Source organism: Paenibacillus sp. FSL H8-0315 (assembly GCF_038005365.1).
Lineage (GTDB): Bacteria > Bacillota > Bacilli > Paenibacillales > Paenibacillaceae > Paenibacillus_AQ > Paenibacillus_AQ odorifer.
Genome location: NZ_JBBOTA010000001.1, coordinates 3,602,427 through 3,618,809, shown reverse-complemented (window position 1 = coordinate 3,618,809; position 16,383 = coordinate 3,602,427). Strand labels below are relative to the sequence as shown.

General features: G+C 41.1%; 15 protein-coding genes. 9 read left to right on the top strand and 6 right to left on the bottom strand.

Features of this window, described 5'->3' with window-relative positions; translation table 11 throughout:
- Nucleotides 1–58 precede the first annotated feature (58 nt).
- Genes MHB56_RS15795 through MHB56_RS15780 form a run of 4 tightly spaced genes read left to right on the top strand, consistent with a single transcriptional unit; the run spans nt 59 to nt 5,099 of the window.
- Nucleotides 59–1,117 (top strand): glycosyltransferase family 2 protein, encoded by a 1,059-nt coding sequence (locus MHB56_RS15795; RefSeq protein WP_339245773.1) that lies wholly within the window; start codon nt 59–61, stop codon nt 1,115–1,117.
- The gene (locus MHB56_RS15790) at nt 1,114–2,241 is read left to right on the top strand and encodes a polysaccharide pyruvyl transferase family protein (protein ID WP_341143736.1); all 1,128 of its coding nucleotides are present in this window, start codon (nt 1,114–1,116) and stop codon (nt 2,239–2,241) included. The genes MHB56_RS15795 and MHB56_RS15790 overlap by 4 nt, the downstream gene beginning before the upstream one ends.
- Nucleotides 2,216–3,763: a sugar isomerase gene (locus MHB56_RS15785; protein ID WP_076126979.1), complete on the top strand. Its 1,548-nt coding sequence runs from the start codon at nt 2,216–2,218 to the stop codon at nt 3,761–3,763. The genes MHB56_RS15790 and MHB56_RS15785 overlap by 26 nt, the downstream gene beginning before the upstream one ends.
- 19 nt (nt 3,764–3,782) lie before the next feature.
- On the top strand, nt 3,783–5,099 hold the full coding sequence (locus MHB56_RS15780; protein ID WP_340394832.1) for a glycosyltransferase family 2 protein: 1,317 nt from the start codon (nt 3,783–3,785) through the stop codon (nt 5,097–5,099).
- Here MHB56_RS15780 and MHB56_RS15775 read toward each other — a convergent pair.
- Nucleotides 5,085–6,185, bottom strand: coding sequence for a threonine aldolase family protein (locus MHB56_RS15775; RefSeq protein ID WP_076305119.1), 1,101 nt, complete (start codon nt 6,183–6,185; stop codon nt 5,085–5,087). The two genes, MHB56_RS15780 and MHB56_RS15775, sit on opposite strands and share 15 nt — an antisense overlap.
- Nucleotides 6,186–6,342: 157 nt before the next feature.
- Between MHB56_RS15775 and udk the strand changes: the two genes are divergently transcribed.
- The 5 genes from udk (at nt 6,343) to MHB56_RS15750 (ending at nt 11,526) form a co-directional block, all read left to right on the top strand.
- Entirely contained in the window at nt 6,343–6,969 is a 627-nt protein-coding gene (udk, locus tag MHB56_RS15770; RefSeq protein WP_036687251.1) for a uridine kinase, read from the top strand.
- 146 nt (nt 6,970–7,115) lie between these two features.
- Complete coding sequence (locus tag MHB56_RS15765; protein ID WP_076126974.1) at nt 7,116–8,708, top strand: spore germination protein; 1,593 nt, start codon at nt 7,116–7,118, stop codon at nt 8,706–8,708.
- A 48-nt stretch (nt 8,709–8,756) separates the two neighbouring features.
- Nucleotides 8,757–9,869, top strand: coding sequence for a GerAB/ArcD/ProY family transporter (locus MHB56_RS15760; protein WP_341143735.1), 1,113 nt, complete (start codon nt 8,757–8,759; stop codon nt 9,867–9,869).
- Between the two features lie 50 nt (nt 9,870–9,919).
- The gene (locus MHB56_RS15755) at nt 9,920–11,119 is read left to right on the top strand and encodes a Ger(x)C family spore germination protein (RefSeq protein WP_280753365.1); all 1,200 of its coding nucleotides are present in this window, start codon (nt 9,920–9,922) and stop codon (nt 11,117–11,119) included.
- 176 nt (nt 11,120–11,295) lie between these two features.
- Nucleotides 11,296–11,526, top strand: a complete 231-nt coding sequence (locus tag MHB56_RS15750; protein WP_256717203.1) for a hypothetical protein — start codon at nt 11,296–11,298, stop codon at nt 11,524–11,526.
- A 30-nt stretch (nt 11,527–11,556) separates the two neighbouring features.
- Here the strand turns inward: MHB56_RS15750 and MHB56_RS29865 are convergent, their stop codons facing one another.
- From MHB56_RS29865 to MHB56_RS15730, 5 genes are all read right to left on the bottom strand, one after another.
- Nucleotides 11,557–11,832 carry an ArsR/SmtB family transcription factor gene (locus tag MHB56_RS29865; protein ID WP_367946839.1) on the bottom strand — a complete coding sequence of 92 codons (276 nt, stop codon included), beginning with the start codon at nt 11,830–11,832 and terminating at the stop codon, nt 11,557–11,559.
- An 88-nt stretch (nt 11,833–11,920) separates the two neighbouring features.
- Nucleotides 11,921–12,952, bottom strand: a complete 1,032-nt coding sequence (locus tag MHB56_RS15745; RefSeq protein ID WP_076126967.1) for a LacI family DNA-binding transcriptional regulator — start codon at nt 12,950–12,952, stop codon at nt 11,921–11,923.
- 164 nt (nt 12,953–13,116) lie between these two features.
- Nucleotides 13,117–13,950, bottom strand: coding sequence for a carbohydrate ABC transporter permease (locus MHB56_RS15740; RefSeq protein ID WP_076192570.1), 834 nt, complete (start codon nt 13,948–13,950; stop codon nt 13,117–13,119).
- On the bottom strand, nt 13,950–14,792 hold the full coding sequence (locus tag MHB56_RS15735; RefSeq protein WP_036687240.1) for a carbohydrate ABC transporter permease: 843 nt from the start codon (nt 14,790–14,792) through the stop codon (nt 13,950–13,952). The genes MHB56_RS15740 and MHB56_RS15735 overlap by 1 nt, the downstream gene beginning before the upstream one ends.
- A 160-nt stretch (nt 14,793–14,952) precedes the next feature.
- Nucleotides 14,953–16,335, bottom strand: a complete 1,383-nt coding sequence (locus MHB56_RS15730; protein WP_076186229.1) for an ABC transporter substrate-binding protein — start codon at nt 16,333–16,335, stop codon at nt 14,953–14,955.
- Between the last annotated feature and the right edge of the window lie 48 nt (nt 16,336–16,383).

Sequence of the window (16,383 nt, the reverse complement as noted above, 5' to 3'; positions counted from 1 at the left end):
CGAGGGGTAAGCTTAAGATAGCTTATCATCCAGTTTTCCACAGGAAAGGAGCGAGCCCATGAATCTAAGCCTTGTGATCCCGGTATACAATATAGAGCAGTATATAACCCCTATGTTTAATTCACTGCTTGACCAAAGCGATCCGCATTTCGAAGTCATCATCGTAGATGATGGTTCTACGGATAACACTTACAACGTTATAGAAAAGATTCTTTCGCGTAATCCCGCCCTTTTCTGTAAAGTCATTCGAACGGAGAATCATGGAGTAAGCGCGGCTAGAAATAGGGGATTAGCTGAAGCCACAGGTAATTATGTTCTTTTTGTCGATGGAGATGATTATGTCTCCGCAGACTTGGTCTCAACCATTCATTCTTATACTCAAGATGAACAACCCGAGATTATTTGCTGGGGTTATAATCATGTCTCAGAAGGCAGAGAAACTCTATTAAGCTGTACCTCTGATTTCAGCGACGTGACGGGAAGCGAAGCACTGGCGCGGATTTTCGTGTACAAAAGCTTGCGAATATGGACAGGGAGTATCGCTTATAAGCGAGAATTCTTACTTCTCCACGGGTTAGGTTATACAGAACGCTGTGTGAATGGAGAGGATCAAGAGTTCATCTACAAAGCCTTGTCCAGAGCGGCCAGAGTCATCTCAATCCCGGATATACTATCATTTTATTTACAGAGAAACTCCTCCATCTCCAACAGCTATAACGTGAATAAATTCGATGTAGTGGATGCTTTCAAAAGAGTGGATGAATATTTCAAAACCTATCCCTTTGCTGAACTAGATACGATCTCACCTTTGTTAATGAACCGGGAGCTGATCGAGAACTACTTTTTCAACCTCAAAACCTGTCTAAATGGTACGGAAGGGGTAAGCATTCAGGAATTACTTCGTGACATCAACCATACCTATCCCAAGCTCAATCAAGAAATGGATGAACTCATAAGACGTTATAGAGGAGATAATCGCAGATTAACCCTTTATATCAGAACATTTTTAATCTCCCCGCTTCTATATCACAGATTCATCTCTGTGGAGAGAGGCTTATCCCGGTTCAAGCGCAACCTACTTAAAGGGAACGGAACCCGAAAGGAATCTAGAATATGAAAAAGATGCTGATATACGCCTATACCGAATTTAATCTGGGCGATGATCTATTCATTAAGGTGCTGTGCGAAAGATATCCGGATACCAAATTCAGAATTTGCGCACCACGCCTCTATAAACAATGTTTCAAAGAGCTCCCTAACCTCAAAGTGTATCCTTCCGATTCCCTTCTTCTAAGAGGCATTGGCTATATTTGCAGGAAGCTAAAGATACATAATGTAGCTCACAAATATCTGGCAGATCACTCAGATGGCGTCGTTCATATCGGCGGCTCGATTTTCATGGAAGCAGACCACTGGGCAGAGCATTTCAAGAATGCAGAAGTCATTCGTAATCAAAATAAGCCTTACTATCTGTTAGGATCTAATTTTGGCCCTTTTACAAATCAAGAATACTATGATGAGCACAAGCGGATTTTCAAGGATTATACAGATATATGTTTCAGAGAACAGTACTCTTATGATTTATTTAAGGATCTGGATAATGTCCGCTTAGCCCCAGATATTATTTTTCAGCTAGACCCGCCAGATATTCCAAACGAACCGGAGGATTACATCGTCTTATCCGTTATTAAACCTTCAGCGAAAGGTCTGAACGGTTTTGACAACCTCTATTATGAAAAAATGAAAGAACTCGCAATTTATTTCATTGAAAAAGGTTACGCGGTTCATTTCATGTCATTTTGCGAACACGAAGGCGATCAACTGGCGATTGAAGAGATTCAGCGCCTTATCGGTCCCTCCTACAACGATGCTATTCAAGTGCATTTATATAAAACGAACATGGAAGAAGTGTTGTCCGTGTTAGCTAATGCCAGTTCTATTGTGGCTTCAAGATTCCATGCAATGATTCTGGGCTGGGTATTTAATAAACCGGTATTCCCTGTAGCCTACAGCAAAAAAATGGTCAATGTAATGGAAGATGTTGGATTCACAGGTCTGTATGCCGATTTCAACACGCTGGAACAGGTCCAGCCTGAACAGATTTTTGAAAGTATGATCACCTGCTCTATGGATGTCACACTGCAAGCAAAACAAGCCGAAAGACATTTCGAGCATCTAGATACGTATTTACCGCTTTACGAAAGGGGGATTCGTTATGAAAGCCAAGCGGAGCATTCTTAACTTATCCTTTGGACTGGGAAGTCAACTCATCACGATCATCCTCGGTTTTTTTATACCCAGACTGATAATGGTCAACTATGGCTCTGAGGCCAATGGGCTGATCGCTTCGATTGTGCAGATTATTAGTTATTTGGCGCTGCTGGAAGCAGGTGTTGGGGCGGCCTCGATCCAAGCACTTTACAAGCCGGTAGCTTCGGATAATAAAAACAATATCAACTCTATTCTGGCTGCCACCTCCAGCTATTATAAAAAAACAGGTATTTACTATTTCTTTGCCGTACTGCTACTCGCCATCGTGTACCCGCTAGTGATCTCATCTGAGATCGATAAATTATCGATTATGGTCATTATTTTGCTTACGGGGATGGGCGGAGCAATCAATTATTATTTTCAGGGGAAATTCAAGGTCCTGCTCGCTGCGGAGGGAAAAAGCTATGTAGAGACTTCTATTGTTACTGTAGCTAATATTATGAACAGCCTGATCCGGATTCTGTTATTACTGCAAGGTGTGGACATTATTGCGGTTCAAGCTTCCTATTTTATCTTAACTTTACTTCAAATCATCGCTTTCTATATTTATATGAATAAGAATTACAAGTGGATCAACCTGAATCTCAAACCAGACTATGAAGCCATTGGTCAAAAGAATTCCGTATTAGTCCATGAAATCTCCTATTTGGTGTTTAGAAATACGGACGTACTTATATTAACCATCTTTACGAATCTAAAAATCGTCAGTATCTATGTTATGTACAATATGATTTTTACGATCGTGGATAATATCGTCCAGACCATAAACGGAAGTGTGAAGGCTGCCCTCGGGCAAAGCTACCATGAGAGTAAAGAAGCATTTATTAAATTTTATGATGCTTACGAAGTGTATTTTATGGGGCTTATCTTCTCGATTCTAACGGTGGCTTATATTTTGATTTTACCCTTTATGAAATTGTATACCGCTGGGGTAAACGACGTGAATTACATTGATATGTGGCTGCCGGTCTTGTTCGTAGTCATCAAACTATTAACCAATGCCAGAACGTCTTCCAATAATGTGATTACCATCGCTGGACATTTCAAAAAAACACAAAACCGTTCCATTCTGGAATCCGCCATAAATCTGGTGGCTTCTGTGGTCTTCGTAATCTTCATGGGAATTTACGGTGTACTGATGGGAACGATAGTTGCCCTCCTATACCGCTCCATAGATATTGTGATTTATGCCAGCAAACATTTGCTGGACCGCAGTCCATGGGTCACTTTTAGAAGATGGCTTACGAATGCAGTAGTTTTTGTAGGCATTATTCTCATCACGACTGCCATCGACATCCCGATCCATTCCTATCTGGGGCTTATGATCTGGGGTGTACTTCTAGGACTAGTGATCTTGCCTGTATATTTTGTAATCGGCTCTTTAATGGAACGGGAAGTCTTCCTCTATACATGGGAACATCTCAAAAAGTATCGATACAAACTCAAAAATAAAATTAACGCTCAGCCTGAGGTAAGTGGTTTATCCAAATAACACAACAGGAGGACTGGAAATGGATCATAGCGAGGTTTTGCAGCAAGCCTGTTACGTCTTTCTAAATGACCTAAATGATGAAATAAACCATTCACCCGCCATCCAAATAGAGGATACAGAACTATTGCAAAGATGCCGCCAGATCATAGATCAAGAACAAAATGTACAAATCAAAACTTATCTGGAAACCTTATCTGAGGTTATTCATGCCTATCTGACTGGGAGGGCTTCAGAGGATACCTTGAAATTCTACCTGTCTGAACAATTCAGTATTGTTGCCAGCGATATCGATGGTTTAATTCAGGGGTTGGTTAAAATCGAAAGCCGTATTTCGGATACGGAAATTTCCTACCCAGCAGTCCAATCCTTATCCGATTCTCCCAAGATCAGTGTCATTATCACCACTTATAATAGAAAAGCATTCCTATACCAAGCGATCCAAAGTATCTTAATGCAGGACTATCCCAATAAAGAGATTACAGTGATTGATGATTGTTCTACAGATGGCACGGAAGAGTTAATGCAGCAACACTTTGGGGCGGAGCCACGGGTCATTTACATGCGCAATGCTACCAATAGCGGACCTGGAAATAATCGCCGAAAAGCTTTCGCTGCACATGGTGATGGGGAATATGTTCTTTTTCTCGATGATGATGATTATCTGATCGACATGAATTATTTTAGTAAAGCTGTCCGCTTCCATCTCCTTCATCCCGAAATATCATTTGTAGCTGCGAATGTGTTTCTGGAGTATTCCAAAGCCAAACAACTAAAAATCTCCAATCTGCAGCTTAGCAGCATTATTAAGAAACGCGATTATTTCATGAATTTCGAGAAAAAAGGATATCCAAAACCCGCCTCTACTTTAACTACTGTCTTTAAACGAGAGGCCTTAATGGCTATGGATATCCTAGATATGAATATGGTCAACGATGCTTCCATCTATTTGCGTTCCCTGCTGATAGGTGATGCGGGCTTCATTGATGTGATTGCTGGCGTGTACAGAATACACGGGAACAATATCACCTTTAATCTGAGCCAAGGATTTTTAATTGAGAATCTGGAAGAAAAGAAACTCATTAAGAATATGGCCGTGCAGAAATATGGATATAACGCACAGGAAATGACGGAATGGTTCAACCACAATGCTTACGATACGATCTCATACTATTTATTAAATTCTGCAAAAGACGCTACAGACTTTAAATTCATGTACCATTGGGCGCTTAACCATTGCCCGCTGATCTACAATCAATTAAAAAATGAGTTTCGCATGAAGCTTATTAAAAAACAACTATTACGAATCTCCTTACTCCGCACGCTACTCGGCAGATGATTCGCTCATTAGCTTATCGAGCAGCAGAAAAAACTCTTTAAGCTTTTCTTTTGGGATGTCGGCATACTTGTCTCCAATGCTGATCTCACAATAAGAAGTATGTTCCCCGGTAGCTCTTATACCCGCGCTTAAACCGATTCCTGTCGCCTCATACACCGCTGACAGAATCGGTTCAATTTGTTCCTTAGACATTTGAAAATGCATGTGAAACATATTGGAGACAGGTTGAGCGGGCAGAGTGGTTACGTCGTGACATTGATTAACCCAAGCAGCAAGCTCCTTTGCACCTTCATAATACTGCTGCATGTTGCCTTCTCTTTGCTGGTAATAATAATCAGAAGAAATGATGTACGGATATAAGCTGATTAAGTCTCCACCATGCCGCCGTTTCCATATCTTTGATTGCTTCGTAAAATCTTCACTGCCTGCAAGAATTGCCCCAGCGATTCCTCCAATTCCTTTATAAAAGGATATATACACACTATCAAAGAGTGCAGAGATTTCAGCTGCTGACTTCCCGTAATACGGAAGGATCTCAAATAATCTCGCCCCATCCAAATGCAATTTAATGCCGCATGCACGGCAATGAGCAGAAATAGCTTCAAGCTCCGTGTATTCTGGCAGCTGACCACCAATCTCGCGCTGGGGTAATTCCAGCAACAGACAGGCGATATCCTCCTTTAGGTTCGCCACATCCTCCAAAGTGATTAATCGGTTCTTGTCCGCAAGCAAGATAGGCTCAATATGATGTAATTCCTTCAGGCCATCCTGCTCATGGATCTCCAAGTGACATAAGGGATGATAGGCTACTTTTTTCACCTCTTTTTCATCGCACCAAATTCTTAAAGCGATTTGCTGCGCCATCGTTCCGCTCGGAAAGAAAACCGCGGTTTCTTTGCCCAGGATATTCGCCATTTTCGTCTGGAAATCTTCAATCACTTCGCCCGTTCCATAAATATCAGATGCCTTACTGTTCTCTACGGCTGCCAAGGCTTCCTTCAACACTTGCACATCTCTATTCCCATTCCCTGCGATTCGATAGGCCGTTTCATTAAAAGCCTCTTGTACGGTTTTTTTTCCGTTCATTCGTTGGATAACCCCTTCCGGATTTGCCTTGTCCCTAATATAGACGAATTTCCAAAAATCCCATCTTAATTTTACCCGATCTAAGGTGAAAAAACATGAGCGCTGTGCTACAATATTGGAATTGCAACGGCAATCTTAGGGAGGGTTATTGAATCACATGCTCATTATTGGTATCGCCGGCGGCACCGGCTCGGGAAAAACAACCGTAGCCCGCTCCGTCATTGACCGTCTTGGAACGGGAAAGGTAACTTTCATATCTCAAGATAACTACTATAAGGATCACTCACATCTCAGCTTTGCTGAACGTGAATCCATTAATTACGATCATCCTTTCGCTTTCGATAACGAGCTGCTCATTGAGCATCTTAAATCTCTGCGCGAAGAACAGACCGCATTCGCTCCCGTGTATGACTTTACAGTCCATGCCCGCTCCACTACAGAGACGGTAGAACTGAAGCCAAACAATATTGTAATCATCGAGGGACTCCACGTCCTTTCTGACGAGAATCTCCGTGAAATGCTCGACATCAAGGTATTCGTGGATGCCGATCCTGATGTACGCATTCTCCGCCGGGTCCTTAGAGATATTGAAGAACGTGGACGGAGCATCCAGTCGATCCATCATCAATATTTGAGTACAGTTAAACCCATGCATGAAGCTTTTATCGAACCATCCAAAAAATACGCTGACCTGATCATCCCTGAAGGTGGCCATAATGAGGTTGGTATTCAGTTGTTGTCCATCCTAACGGAGAAGCATCTATATAACGATTGGACGTCTTAAAGTCTTAATTAAGCGCTTCTAGCTAGCTGCAGAGAATCTCTCTGCGGCTTTTTTGATATGCGTTGACCCATCCATGGTTCAGAATAATCCCACCTCATTCTGGTAATAGCTATATTTACAGCACCAGCGGAAGAGGGATAACAACTATGGGATTTCTGAACAGAACAATAACAAAAGTTTTTAAGAACCCTTCATTAGGGCACCCTAACCCCACTAAAGAATTACCCAAGGAACCTATTAAAGAAAAACTTCAAGATAATATTCAATATATAAAAACAACACTCGGCAATAGTACAGATCTCGTGATTAGAGAATTCTTTATTGGTTCCAAACACCAGATCAAAGCAGCTATTTTCTATACAGATGGATTGGCGGATAGTAAAGCTATTCAGGATTTCATTCTGGAATCACTAATCTTAGAACTTCCAGATCCAAGTCTTGATACACAAACAGCCAACTATCAATTATTAAAAGATCACATGCTCACTGTAGGGGATATTAAAGATGCGACGGAGTTCAATTCTTTATTCACCTCTCTATTATCCGGAGATGTGATCCTCTTACTTAATGGATATACCAAAGGGTTCACCATAGGCATGCGTGACTGGAAAGACCGTGGCGTAACGGAAAGTGCCACTGAAACGGTGATTCGTGGACCTAAGGAAGCCTTCACAGAAAGCTTACGCACGAATACCGCATTAATCCGGCGGAAAATAAAAGACCCCAATCTTTGGTTAGAAACACAGCAAATTGGACGTGTAACACAGACAGACGTAGCCCTCATGTATATCAATGGCATTGTTAGTGATGAGATTCTGCAAGAAGTACACTCACGTTTAGATCGGATCGACATTGACGGGATCCTGGAAAGTGGCTATATCGAAGAATTAATCGAGGATGAAACCTATACCCCATTTCCAACGATCCATCATACGGAACGCCCTGACGTTATAGCAGCTGCTCTTATGGAAGGAAAAGTAGCCATATTAGTAGATGGGACTCCTATAGTAATGACGGTGCCTACCTTATTTGTTTCCTTCATGCAGACGGCGGAAGATTATTATCAACGTGCCGATGTTAGCACCTTAGTACGAATGCTTCGATACTTCAGTATTTTCATTTCACTACTTGCCCCATCTTTGTATGTAGCTATTACTACCTTTCATCAGGAGATGCTGCCCACAACCCTGCTGATCAGTCTAGCCGCACAACGGGAGGGCGTGCCGCTTCCAGCATTTATTGAAGCACTCTTAATGGAGCTTGCCTTTGAGATTATACGAGAAGCGAGTGTACGAATGCCTCAAACCATAGCCCAATCTGTATCCATTGTAGGCACCCTAGTGATTGGGACTGCGGCAGTTGATGCCGGCATTGTTTCTGCTGCCATGCTTATTGTCGTCGCTATTACTGCTATCTCCAGCTTTGTGCTGCCATCCTTCGATCTTGCCCTGACCATCAGAATGCTCCGTTTCCCAATGATGTTCCTTGCTGCATCCTTTGGATTGTTTGGGATCATTATCGGCGTTATTGCGATAGTTCTTCACATGTGCAGCTTACGTTCCTTTGGAATTCCTTATTTGAGCCCGTTTGCTCCCTATAATCTCGCCGATCAAAAGGACACCTTTTTCCGAATGCCGCATTGGGCTATGTTTACCCGCCCTAGACTTATCAATAAAAAAAATATCGTTCGGGAAAAGAGTTCACCACCGGAGAAACCGGGAGATCTCACGGAGGAATAGCCCCTGAAACCTTGACCTATGAAGTGATAAATTGGAGTGAATAAAGCCATGCTCGAAAAAGGTAAAATAAGTACTCGCCAGCTTACCATACTGGTTATGTTCCTTACGATCGGGGATTCCATTCTCGTAATCCCTCCCTCCACTACACACTACGCCAGACAAAACGCCTGGATTTCCGCATTAATTGGCATGATCGTAGGTTTACTAGCCATCTATATGTACAGCAAGTTCGCAAAGTTGTACCCCAAACTAACGCTTATTGAGGTGATTCAAAAGGCTTTTGGAAAATGGATTGGGGCTATTCTATCACTCTTGACCTTAATGTATTTTCTTATCGTCACCGTTGGAAGCATGCGAGAACTTAGTGAGTTCGTTACATCCGAAATATTACCGAGAACCCCTATTCCGGCTGTTTTAATCTTATTCATGGTGATCGTGATTATGGCTACAAGACTAGGTATAGAAGTCATAGGACGAGCTGGAGAGATCTTTACACCTATGATTATTATCCTATTTCTGATTCTGACGGTCGCAATTATTCCTCAGATGGAGATTGTCAGATTACTGCCCATATTGGAGGATGGCATAAAACCAGTGTTGAGAGGGTCTATTTCCATTACGGCTTACACCTTTTTAGAACCGGTTGTTTTTCTAATGTTTCTCCCTTATGTAAACCAACAACAAAAGATAACCAAAGGCTTACTACAGGGCTGTTTCTTAGGCGGTATTATTATCTTCCTGACCATCACTGTTTCCATATTAGTACTAGGTCCCGATCTGACAACCAGAGATATCTATCCCAGTTATAACATAGCACGGCGGATCTCCGTTGGCGGATTCTTCGAACGGGTAGAAGCCATGATAGCTCTACTTTGGATGTTAACCTTGTTTATAGAAGTTACCTTATACTTTTATGCTTTCGTTCTGGGGTTGTCTCAATTATTCAAACTAAAAGAGTACCGGGTGCTAACTCTACCCACAGGATTGATTTTGGTTACACTAGCACCTCTTATTGCGCCAAATTACACCTATTACAACAAAGTATTCGATAATTATTGGGTGTACTATGTTATAACCTTCGGGTTATTTCTACCCTTGGTGTTGTTGGGTGTGGGGATGTTTCGAAGGGCATTGAGCAAAGACTTAAAATCTCGAAGCTAAAGATGGGCTGGGGGTCATGAATACCGAAAGATCTAACGGAGGATTAAACCATGAAACGAAGATCGCTTCTGATTTGTGTTCTTATTCTCATGCAAATATTTGTAACAGGTTGCTGGAGCCGCCGAGAATTAAATGATCTTGCGATTGCTGTAGGAATAGGTATCGATAAAATTGGAGATCAATATCAAGTTTCTGCGCAAGTGGTCTTACCCAGCCAAATCGCTGGCTCAAAGGGAGGCTCTCCTCAGGCACCAGTCAACCTTTACAAAGCGACGGGAAATACCGTATATGAAGCCCTTAGGAAAATCACAACCCTTAGTCCACGTAAAATTTATATCTCTCATTTACGAATCCTAGTCCTCGGCGAGGATTTGGCTAAAGAGGGAATTAGCGATGTTCTTGATTTCATGTCAAGAGACACCGATACGCGAAATGATTATTTTATAGTGGTGGCAAAGGATGCGAAGGCAGAAGATGCATTAAAAATATTAACCAGTCTTGAAAAGATACCTGCCGTGCGATTGTTTTCCAGTCTGGAAACCTCGGAGAAAAATTGGGCACCTACATCTACTGTGACATTAGGAACACTAATTACAGAACTTGTGAGTAAAGGTAAGAATCCTGTCTTAACAGGTGTTGTCATCGATGGAAGTGTAGATGTAGGAGAAACTCCGAATAATGTTGAAACGGTAGACTCTCCAACAGAATTGAAATACTCCGGATTGGCCGTATTCAAGGAGGACAAATTGATTGGTTGGCTAAATCCAGAGGAATCAAAAGTGTATAACTATTTAACCAATAAAGTTGAGAGCACTGTTTTCTATATCCAATGTCCCGAAGGTAAAAAGGTTTCGCTGGATGTATTTGAAGCCCGTTCCAAAATGAAAGGCAGCATCCATAGTGACAAACCAGAAATCAGTATTGAGCAACATATAGAATCAGATATAGGAGAGGTTCAGTGTAGAAATCTAGAACTGACAGACACAAAAACTATCACCGAATTAGAACAAATCGCCAATAAAAAAGTACAGAATTTATTCGAAACTACTATTAAAAAGGTACAGAATGAATACAAAAGCGATATTTTTGGATTCGGCGAAATCATCCATCGTTCTAACCCGCAGGCGTGGAAGAAACTGCGAAACAATTGGGATGAGACCTTTGTTAACCTTCCAATAAGCGTAAAGATGGATATTAAGATTCGCCTGTTAGGGAAAGTGACTAACTCTTTCCTAGAAGAGACGAAGTGATAAATTGGAGTCACAAAACCATGTATAACATCGCAAGGTGCCCAACTATTAAAATTGAAAGAGTATCGAGTGTTAACCAAATTACACTTATTACAGCGAAATTGCAGTAATGTTCAGAAGAGCACTGAGCAAAGACTTAATATCTCGAAACTAGATGGTTTGGGAGGTTGTGAATATTGGGTATAGTAGTGATTCTCATAGTTGTAGCCGTTATAGCAGCCATTGAAGTTCCCCTGATGTGGAGGAAAAAATTAATCAAGGAGATGTGGGTTTTCTCATTTCTTCTGTTGCTGGGAACCTTCTTCAGTCTTATTAATGCGTTACATATTTCGGTCTCTAACCCATTGGGATGGATGATATTTATCTATAAACCCATCTCCGATATGGTAAATGCCTGGTTATCCTAAAATGGGACTGAACCATTCGCTTGAGATGGCTTAGTCCCCATGATTAAACGACGTTGCCAAATCAGCAAGCGCCCTAAAGTTTGTTGCTAGCCGTTCACGCGCCAGCCAGTAATAGACTTCCTGGCCTCTCTTTTTATGGTCAACAATGCGGGCATCCCGTAGGATTTTGAGATGATGTGAAATCGCTGGCCTGCTTATTTCGAATTCACCTGCAATTTCCCCAACATTCAGCCGACCTTTATTCCCTAATAACGTAACAATCCGAATCCGAGTAGGATCACCAAATGCGGTGAGAAACCGTGTGATGCTGTTGATATCGTTAGGTTTAATCTCTTGCGGTTCTATCTCCCCACCCCGATTCGTAAATAAACTTAAACATACTCACTTGTTGAAACTACAATAAAGACCTTGTAGATTCTCTAACTATTAATTCTGCCGGGAAAATCTGATGCGCATGCTTAACCTTCTTATTGATGAGATCAAAAAGAATCTTAATCGTAGCTTCCGCAATCTCCACTACCGGCTGTTTGATGGTAGTAATAGAAGGATTATAATAGAAGGAAATATCCAATCCGTCATAACCAGCCACAGAGTAATCTTCCGGGACTTGCTTGCCCGCTTCAAATATTGCCTTACAGGCGCCGATAGCCATACTATCTGATAAGGTAAAAATAGCGGTGAACTCTTCACCTAACTCTAGCAATTCTTTTGTAACCGCATACCCATTTTCCATACTGTAACTGTCGATATCCTCTTTCATCCGCCGCACTAGCCGCTCATTATAAGCGATTCCATGATCAGCTAAAGCCCTTTTATAACCTTCATATCTTAACTTACCGATACTTACATCTTCTTCTGGTGCAGTAATGACCGCAATTTTCTCATGCCCCAGATTACATAAATAGTCGACAATCTTATAGCTCTCATTAAAGTCATCTACAGATACAGAAGAATAGTCGCTCAAATCAAACTCTTCCGTCATTCCGATCGTACTAAGGACAAATGGAACCGTTAATTGCTGTAATTTCTCTTGAGAGTGTGAGAATAAACCTCCTAAAAAGACAATTCCCTTCAACCGTTTTTCTTTCTCCAGCTCAATCGCCACTTCGATTTCATCTTGATTCTCATCAACTCGTTGTAGGATGAAGGAGTATTTCTTGCGTTGGATCTCTTTTTCGAACACTTTGATCATCGGGCTAAAAAATGGATTGGATATCCCTTTAATCAATACTGCAATCGTTTTCGAATCAGAACGTTTTAAATTTCTTGCACTGTTGTTCGGGACATAATGATTTTCTTTGATAACCCTCATAACCATCGCTTTTGTTTCTTCATTAATATCCGGATGATTGTTAATAGCCCTTGATACAGTAGTCACGCCAACACCGCATAATTTGGCGATGTCTATAATAGTCAGTCTCTCCATTTCTATCTATCCTTTACTTGTTAGTATCTATCAAACTCCTTAATCCTTATTCAACTTCATAGTCAAAATAAGAAAGCAGGGGATTCCTGATGGTCACCCATCAAGAAAAACACCCTACTCGCTTCTTACATGAATATTAATTTATTTAACGAGGTAGATCAAGCTTAACCCTTAACCGCACCTGCAACGACACCTTCGATGATGTACTTTTGACAAGTCAGGTAGAAAATGATGATTGGCACAATAGCTAAGACCAGCATCGCCATCATAGCTCCCATGTCAATCGATCCGTATCCACCTTTTAGGTACTGGATCGCAATAGGAATCGTTTTATATTCTGTACCAATCAGCAGGTCTGGCAATAGGAAGTCGTTCCATACCCACATTACATTAAGGATAGCTACAGTTACAGCAATAGGTTTCAGGATAGGCAATACCACTTTAAAGAAGGCCTGAGGTGGATTACAGCCATCAATCATTACCGCTTCTTCAACCTCAAGCGGGATAGACTTCACAAATCCGCTAAACATAAACACAGACAGCCCTGATCCAAACCCTAAATAGATTAAGATAATCCCTATCGGATTGTCGAGATGCAGCACGTTTGCGGTCTTAGTCATTGTGAACATAACCATTTGGAAAGGCACGATCATCGAGAATACAAACGCATAATACATCATGCCTGTAAATTTGGACTTCACCCGGGTAATGTACCATGCAGTCATGGAAGTAAATAACACGATCACAGCCACTGAGCATACCGTGATAAACAAGGACATTCCGAAGGCACTGAAGAAATCAATCTTTGTTACACCACTAGTATAGTTCTTTAAACCAACAAATGTAGTCTCATTAGGGAATAAGAACGGCGTATCACTAATATAGAACTTACCCTTGAAGGAGTTCATCAGAACAATAAAAATAGGAGATAAGAACGCAATGGCCAAGACCAACAAAATGGTGAATATAGAGTAGTCTTTTGCTCTAGTCTTTTGCATTAGTTCTCAACCTCCTTTCTTCTAGTAATGACAAGTTGTATTAAGGCGATTAAGGCTACTAAAGCAAAGAATACGACGGCTTTCGCTTGACCGACACCTTCCCATCCTGATTTTCCGTAGAATGTATTGTAGATGTCCAGTGCTAACATGGAGGTCTGCTTAGACGGAGCACCAGCGGTTAACGCTAAGTTCTGGTCAAACAATTTAAATGAATTGGATAAGGTTAAGAATAAACAAATAGTAATGGACGGCATTACGAGTGGAATAGTCACATTACGCAAAATCTTAGAACGTGAAGCTCCATCAATTCTTGCGGCTTCTACTATATCTTTAGGAACATTCTGAATACCTGCAACATAGATAATCATCATGTACCCTATCAATTGCCAATTCATAAGAACGATTAGTCCCCAAAATCCATACGTTGCATCAGAGGTCAAAGTGACACCAAATTTGTACAAAATCCCATTAAAAATCAACTGCCAGATGTATCCTAGTACGATACCGCCTATCAAGTTAGGCATAAAGAAGATCGTTCTAAATACGTTGGTACCTTTTAGCTTTCTAGTTAACAACATCGCCAAGATGAAGGCGAACACATTAATAGTAAGAACAGATAAAACTGTGAATTTAACGGTGAAACCTAGTGCATTTAGAAACTCTTGATTCGAAAAAGCTTTAGCGTAATTGCCAAACCCTATCCATGTTGCATCATTGACTGTAGTAAACTCTGTAAAAGACAAATATATACCCAAAAGAAAAGGGATCACAAAGGCAATTCCAAAGGCTATTATGGTCGGTAATGCAAAAAGAGCAAAATATTTTTTTATCGATTTTTCCATGGAGTCTTCTCCTATCTCAGTATGGAAAATGATGAAACAGATGTAGCAAGATCCACTCCAATTGTTGCTTAGTGCCACTGAATCCCGAGGGAGCCCAGTGGCACTAAGCTTTTATCTGTATGACAACTGAGAGTTATTCAAGCATCTTTTCATGCATTTATTATTTTGCTTTTTCAGCCTTCCAAGTGTCCTTGAAGATGGTTACAACTTCATCCCAAGTTTTGTTTCCTTGAGCGTATTGCAAGAGCGCATCACCAAAGACGTTTTTGAATTCTTCACTTGGGAATGCTGCGAATGTCCAAGCTACAGAAGTAAGATCTTTTTCCATCCAAGCAGATACTTCTTTAGCAAGTGGATCTGCTGGTTTTTCGCTGTCTTCAAAGGTGTTGAATGGAGCGATGAAACCTAGATCGTTAGTCACATAAGCTTTACCTTTTTCACTGGAGAACAACCATTCCAAGAAAGCGATAGAAGCTTGTTGGTTCTCAGCAGATACTTTGCTGTTGATTGCGAAATAGTTTTCTGTACCTACAGCCAGACCTTGTTTTTCTTCGCCTTCCATACCTGTGTAAATAGGCAAGAATTTAATTTCTTCAGCTTTAACTACGTTACCGTCAACATCGTTGATTTGTGACCAAGCCCAGTTACCATTTTGAACCATAGCTGCGTTACCAAGTGCAAATTCAGCCATGGAGTCAGCTACGGATTTACTACCCAGCAAGGATTCTTTAGTTACAGAGTTCTTGATGTACAGATCGAAGATGTTTTTAAATTTATCGTTGTATTTGAATTCAACTTCTTTAGAAGCTAGACCCGCAAGAACGGTGTTGTCAAACTCAGTATTGTCTTTGAATTCATAGTACAGCGGCAAGTTTGCAAGGTGAGTCTGCCATCTCCATTGCTCACCAGCAGCGAGGGAAGTGGAGGCGAATACACCTTTAATGCCCAGTTGGTCTTTTTTAGCCGTCATATCTTCTACTACTGCTTTCAAAGTGTCGAAGTTATTGATCTCAGTTGTGGAGGAGATCGATACCGCTTTATCAGCCAAAGCGAAGTATTTTTTCATAATTGCGTCGTTGTAGATGATGCCGTATCCTTCAACTACGTAAGGGATACCATACACGCCTTCACCTTCAGTTACAGCCAAGCTTTTGTCAGACAGATAGCTGTAAAGCTTAGTATCTTTCAAATCCAAGGTGTAATCTTTCCAGGATTGAAAACCAACAGGTCCGTTAATTTGGAAAATAGTTGGCGCTTCAGACTTGGAGATTTCGGATTTCAATTTAGTTTCGTAAGTACCCGCAGCAGCCGTTACGACTTTTACCTTAACTCCTGTTTCTGCTTCGTAATCCTTAGCGATCTTTTCATATATTTCTGCAATCTCAGGTTTGAAGTTCAAGAAATAAACTGACCCTTTTTTACCAGATGTAGCGTTTCCATCATTGGTTGCAGAATTATTTTCTTTATTCCCACATCCTGCCGCTAAGACAACAACCATAGACATTACTAACATGAGCCCTAAATATTTTTTGATATTCTTCATTCTTCTTCCCCCTCGTACTTTTTATTAGATTACTTCGCATGAAGACGT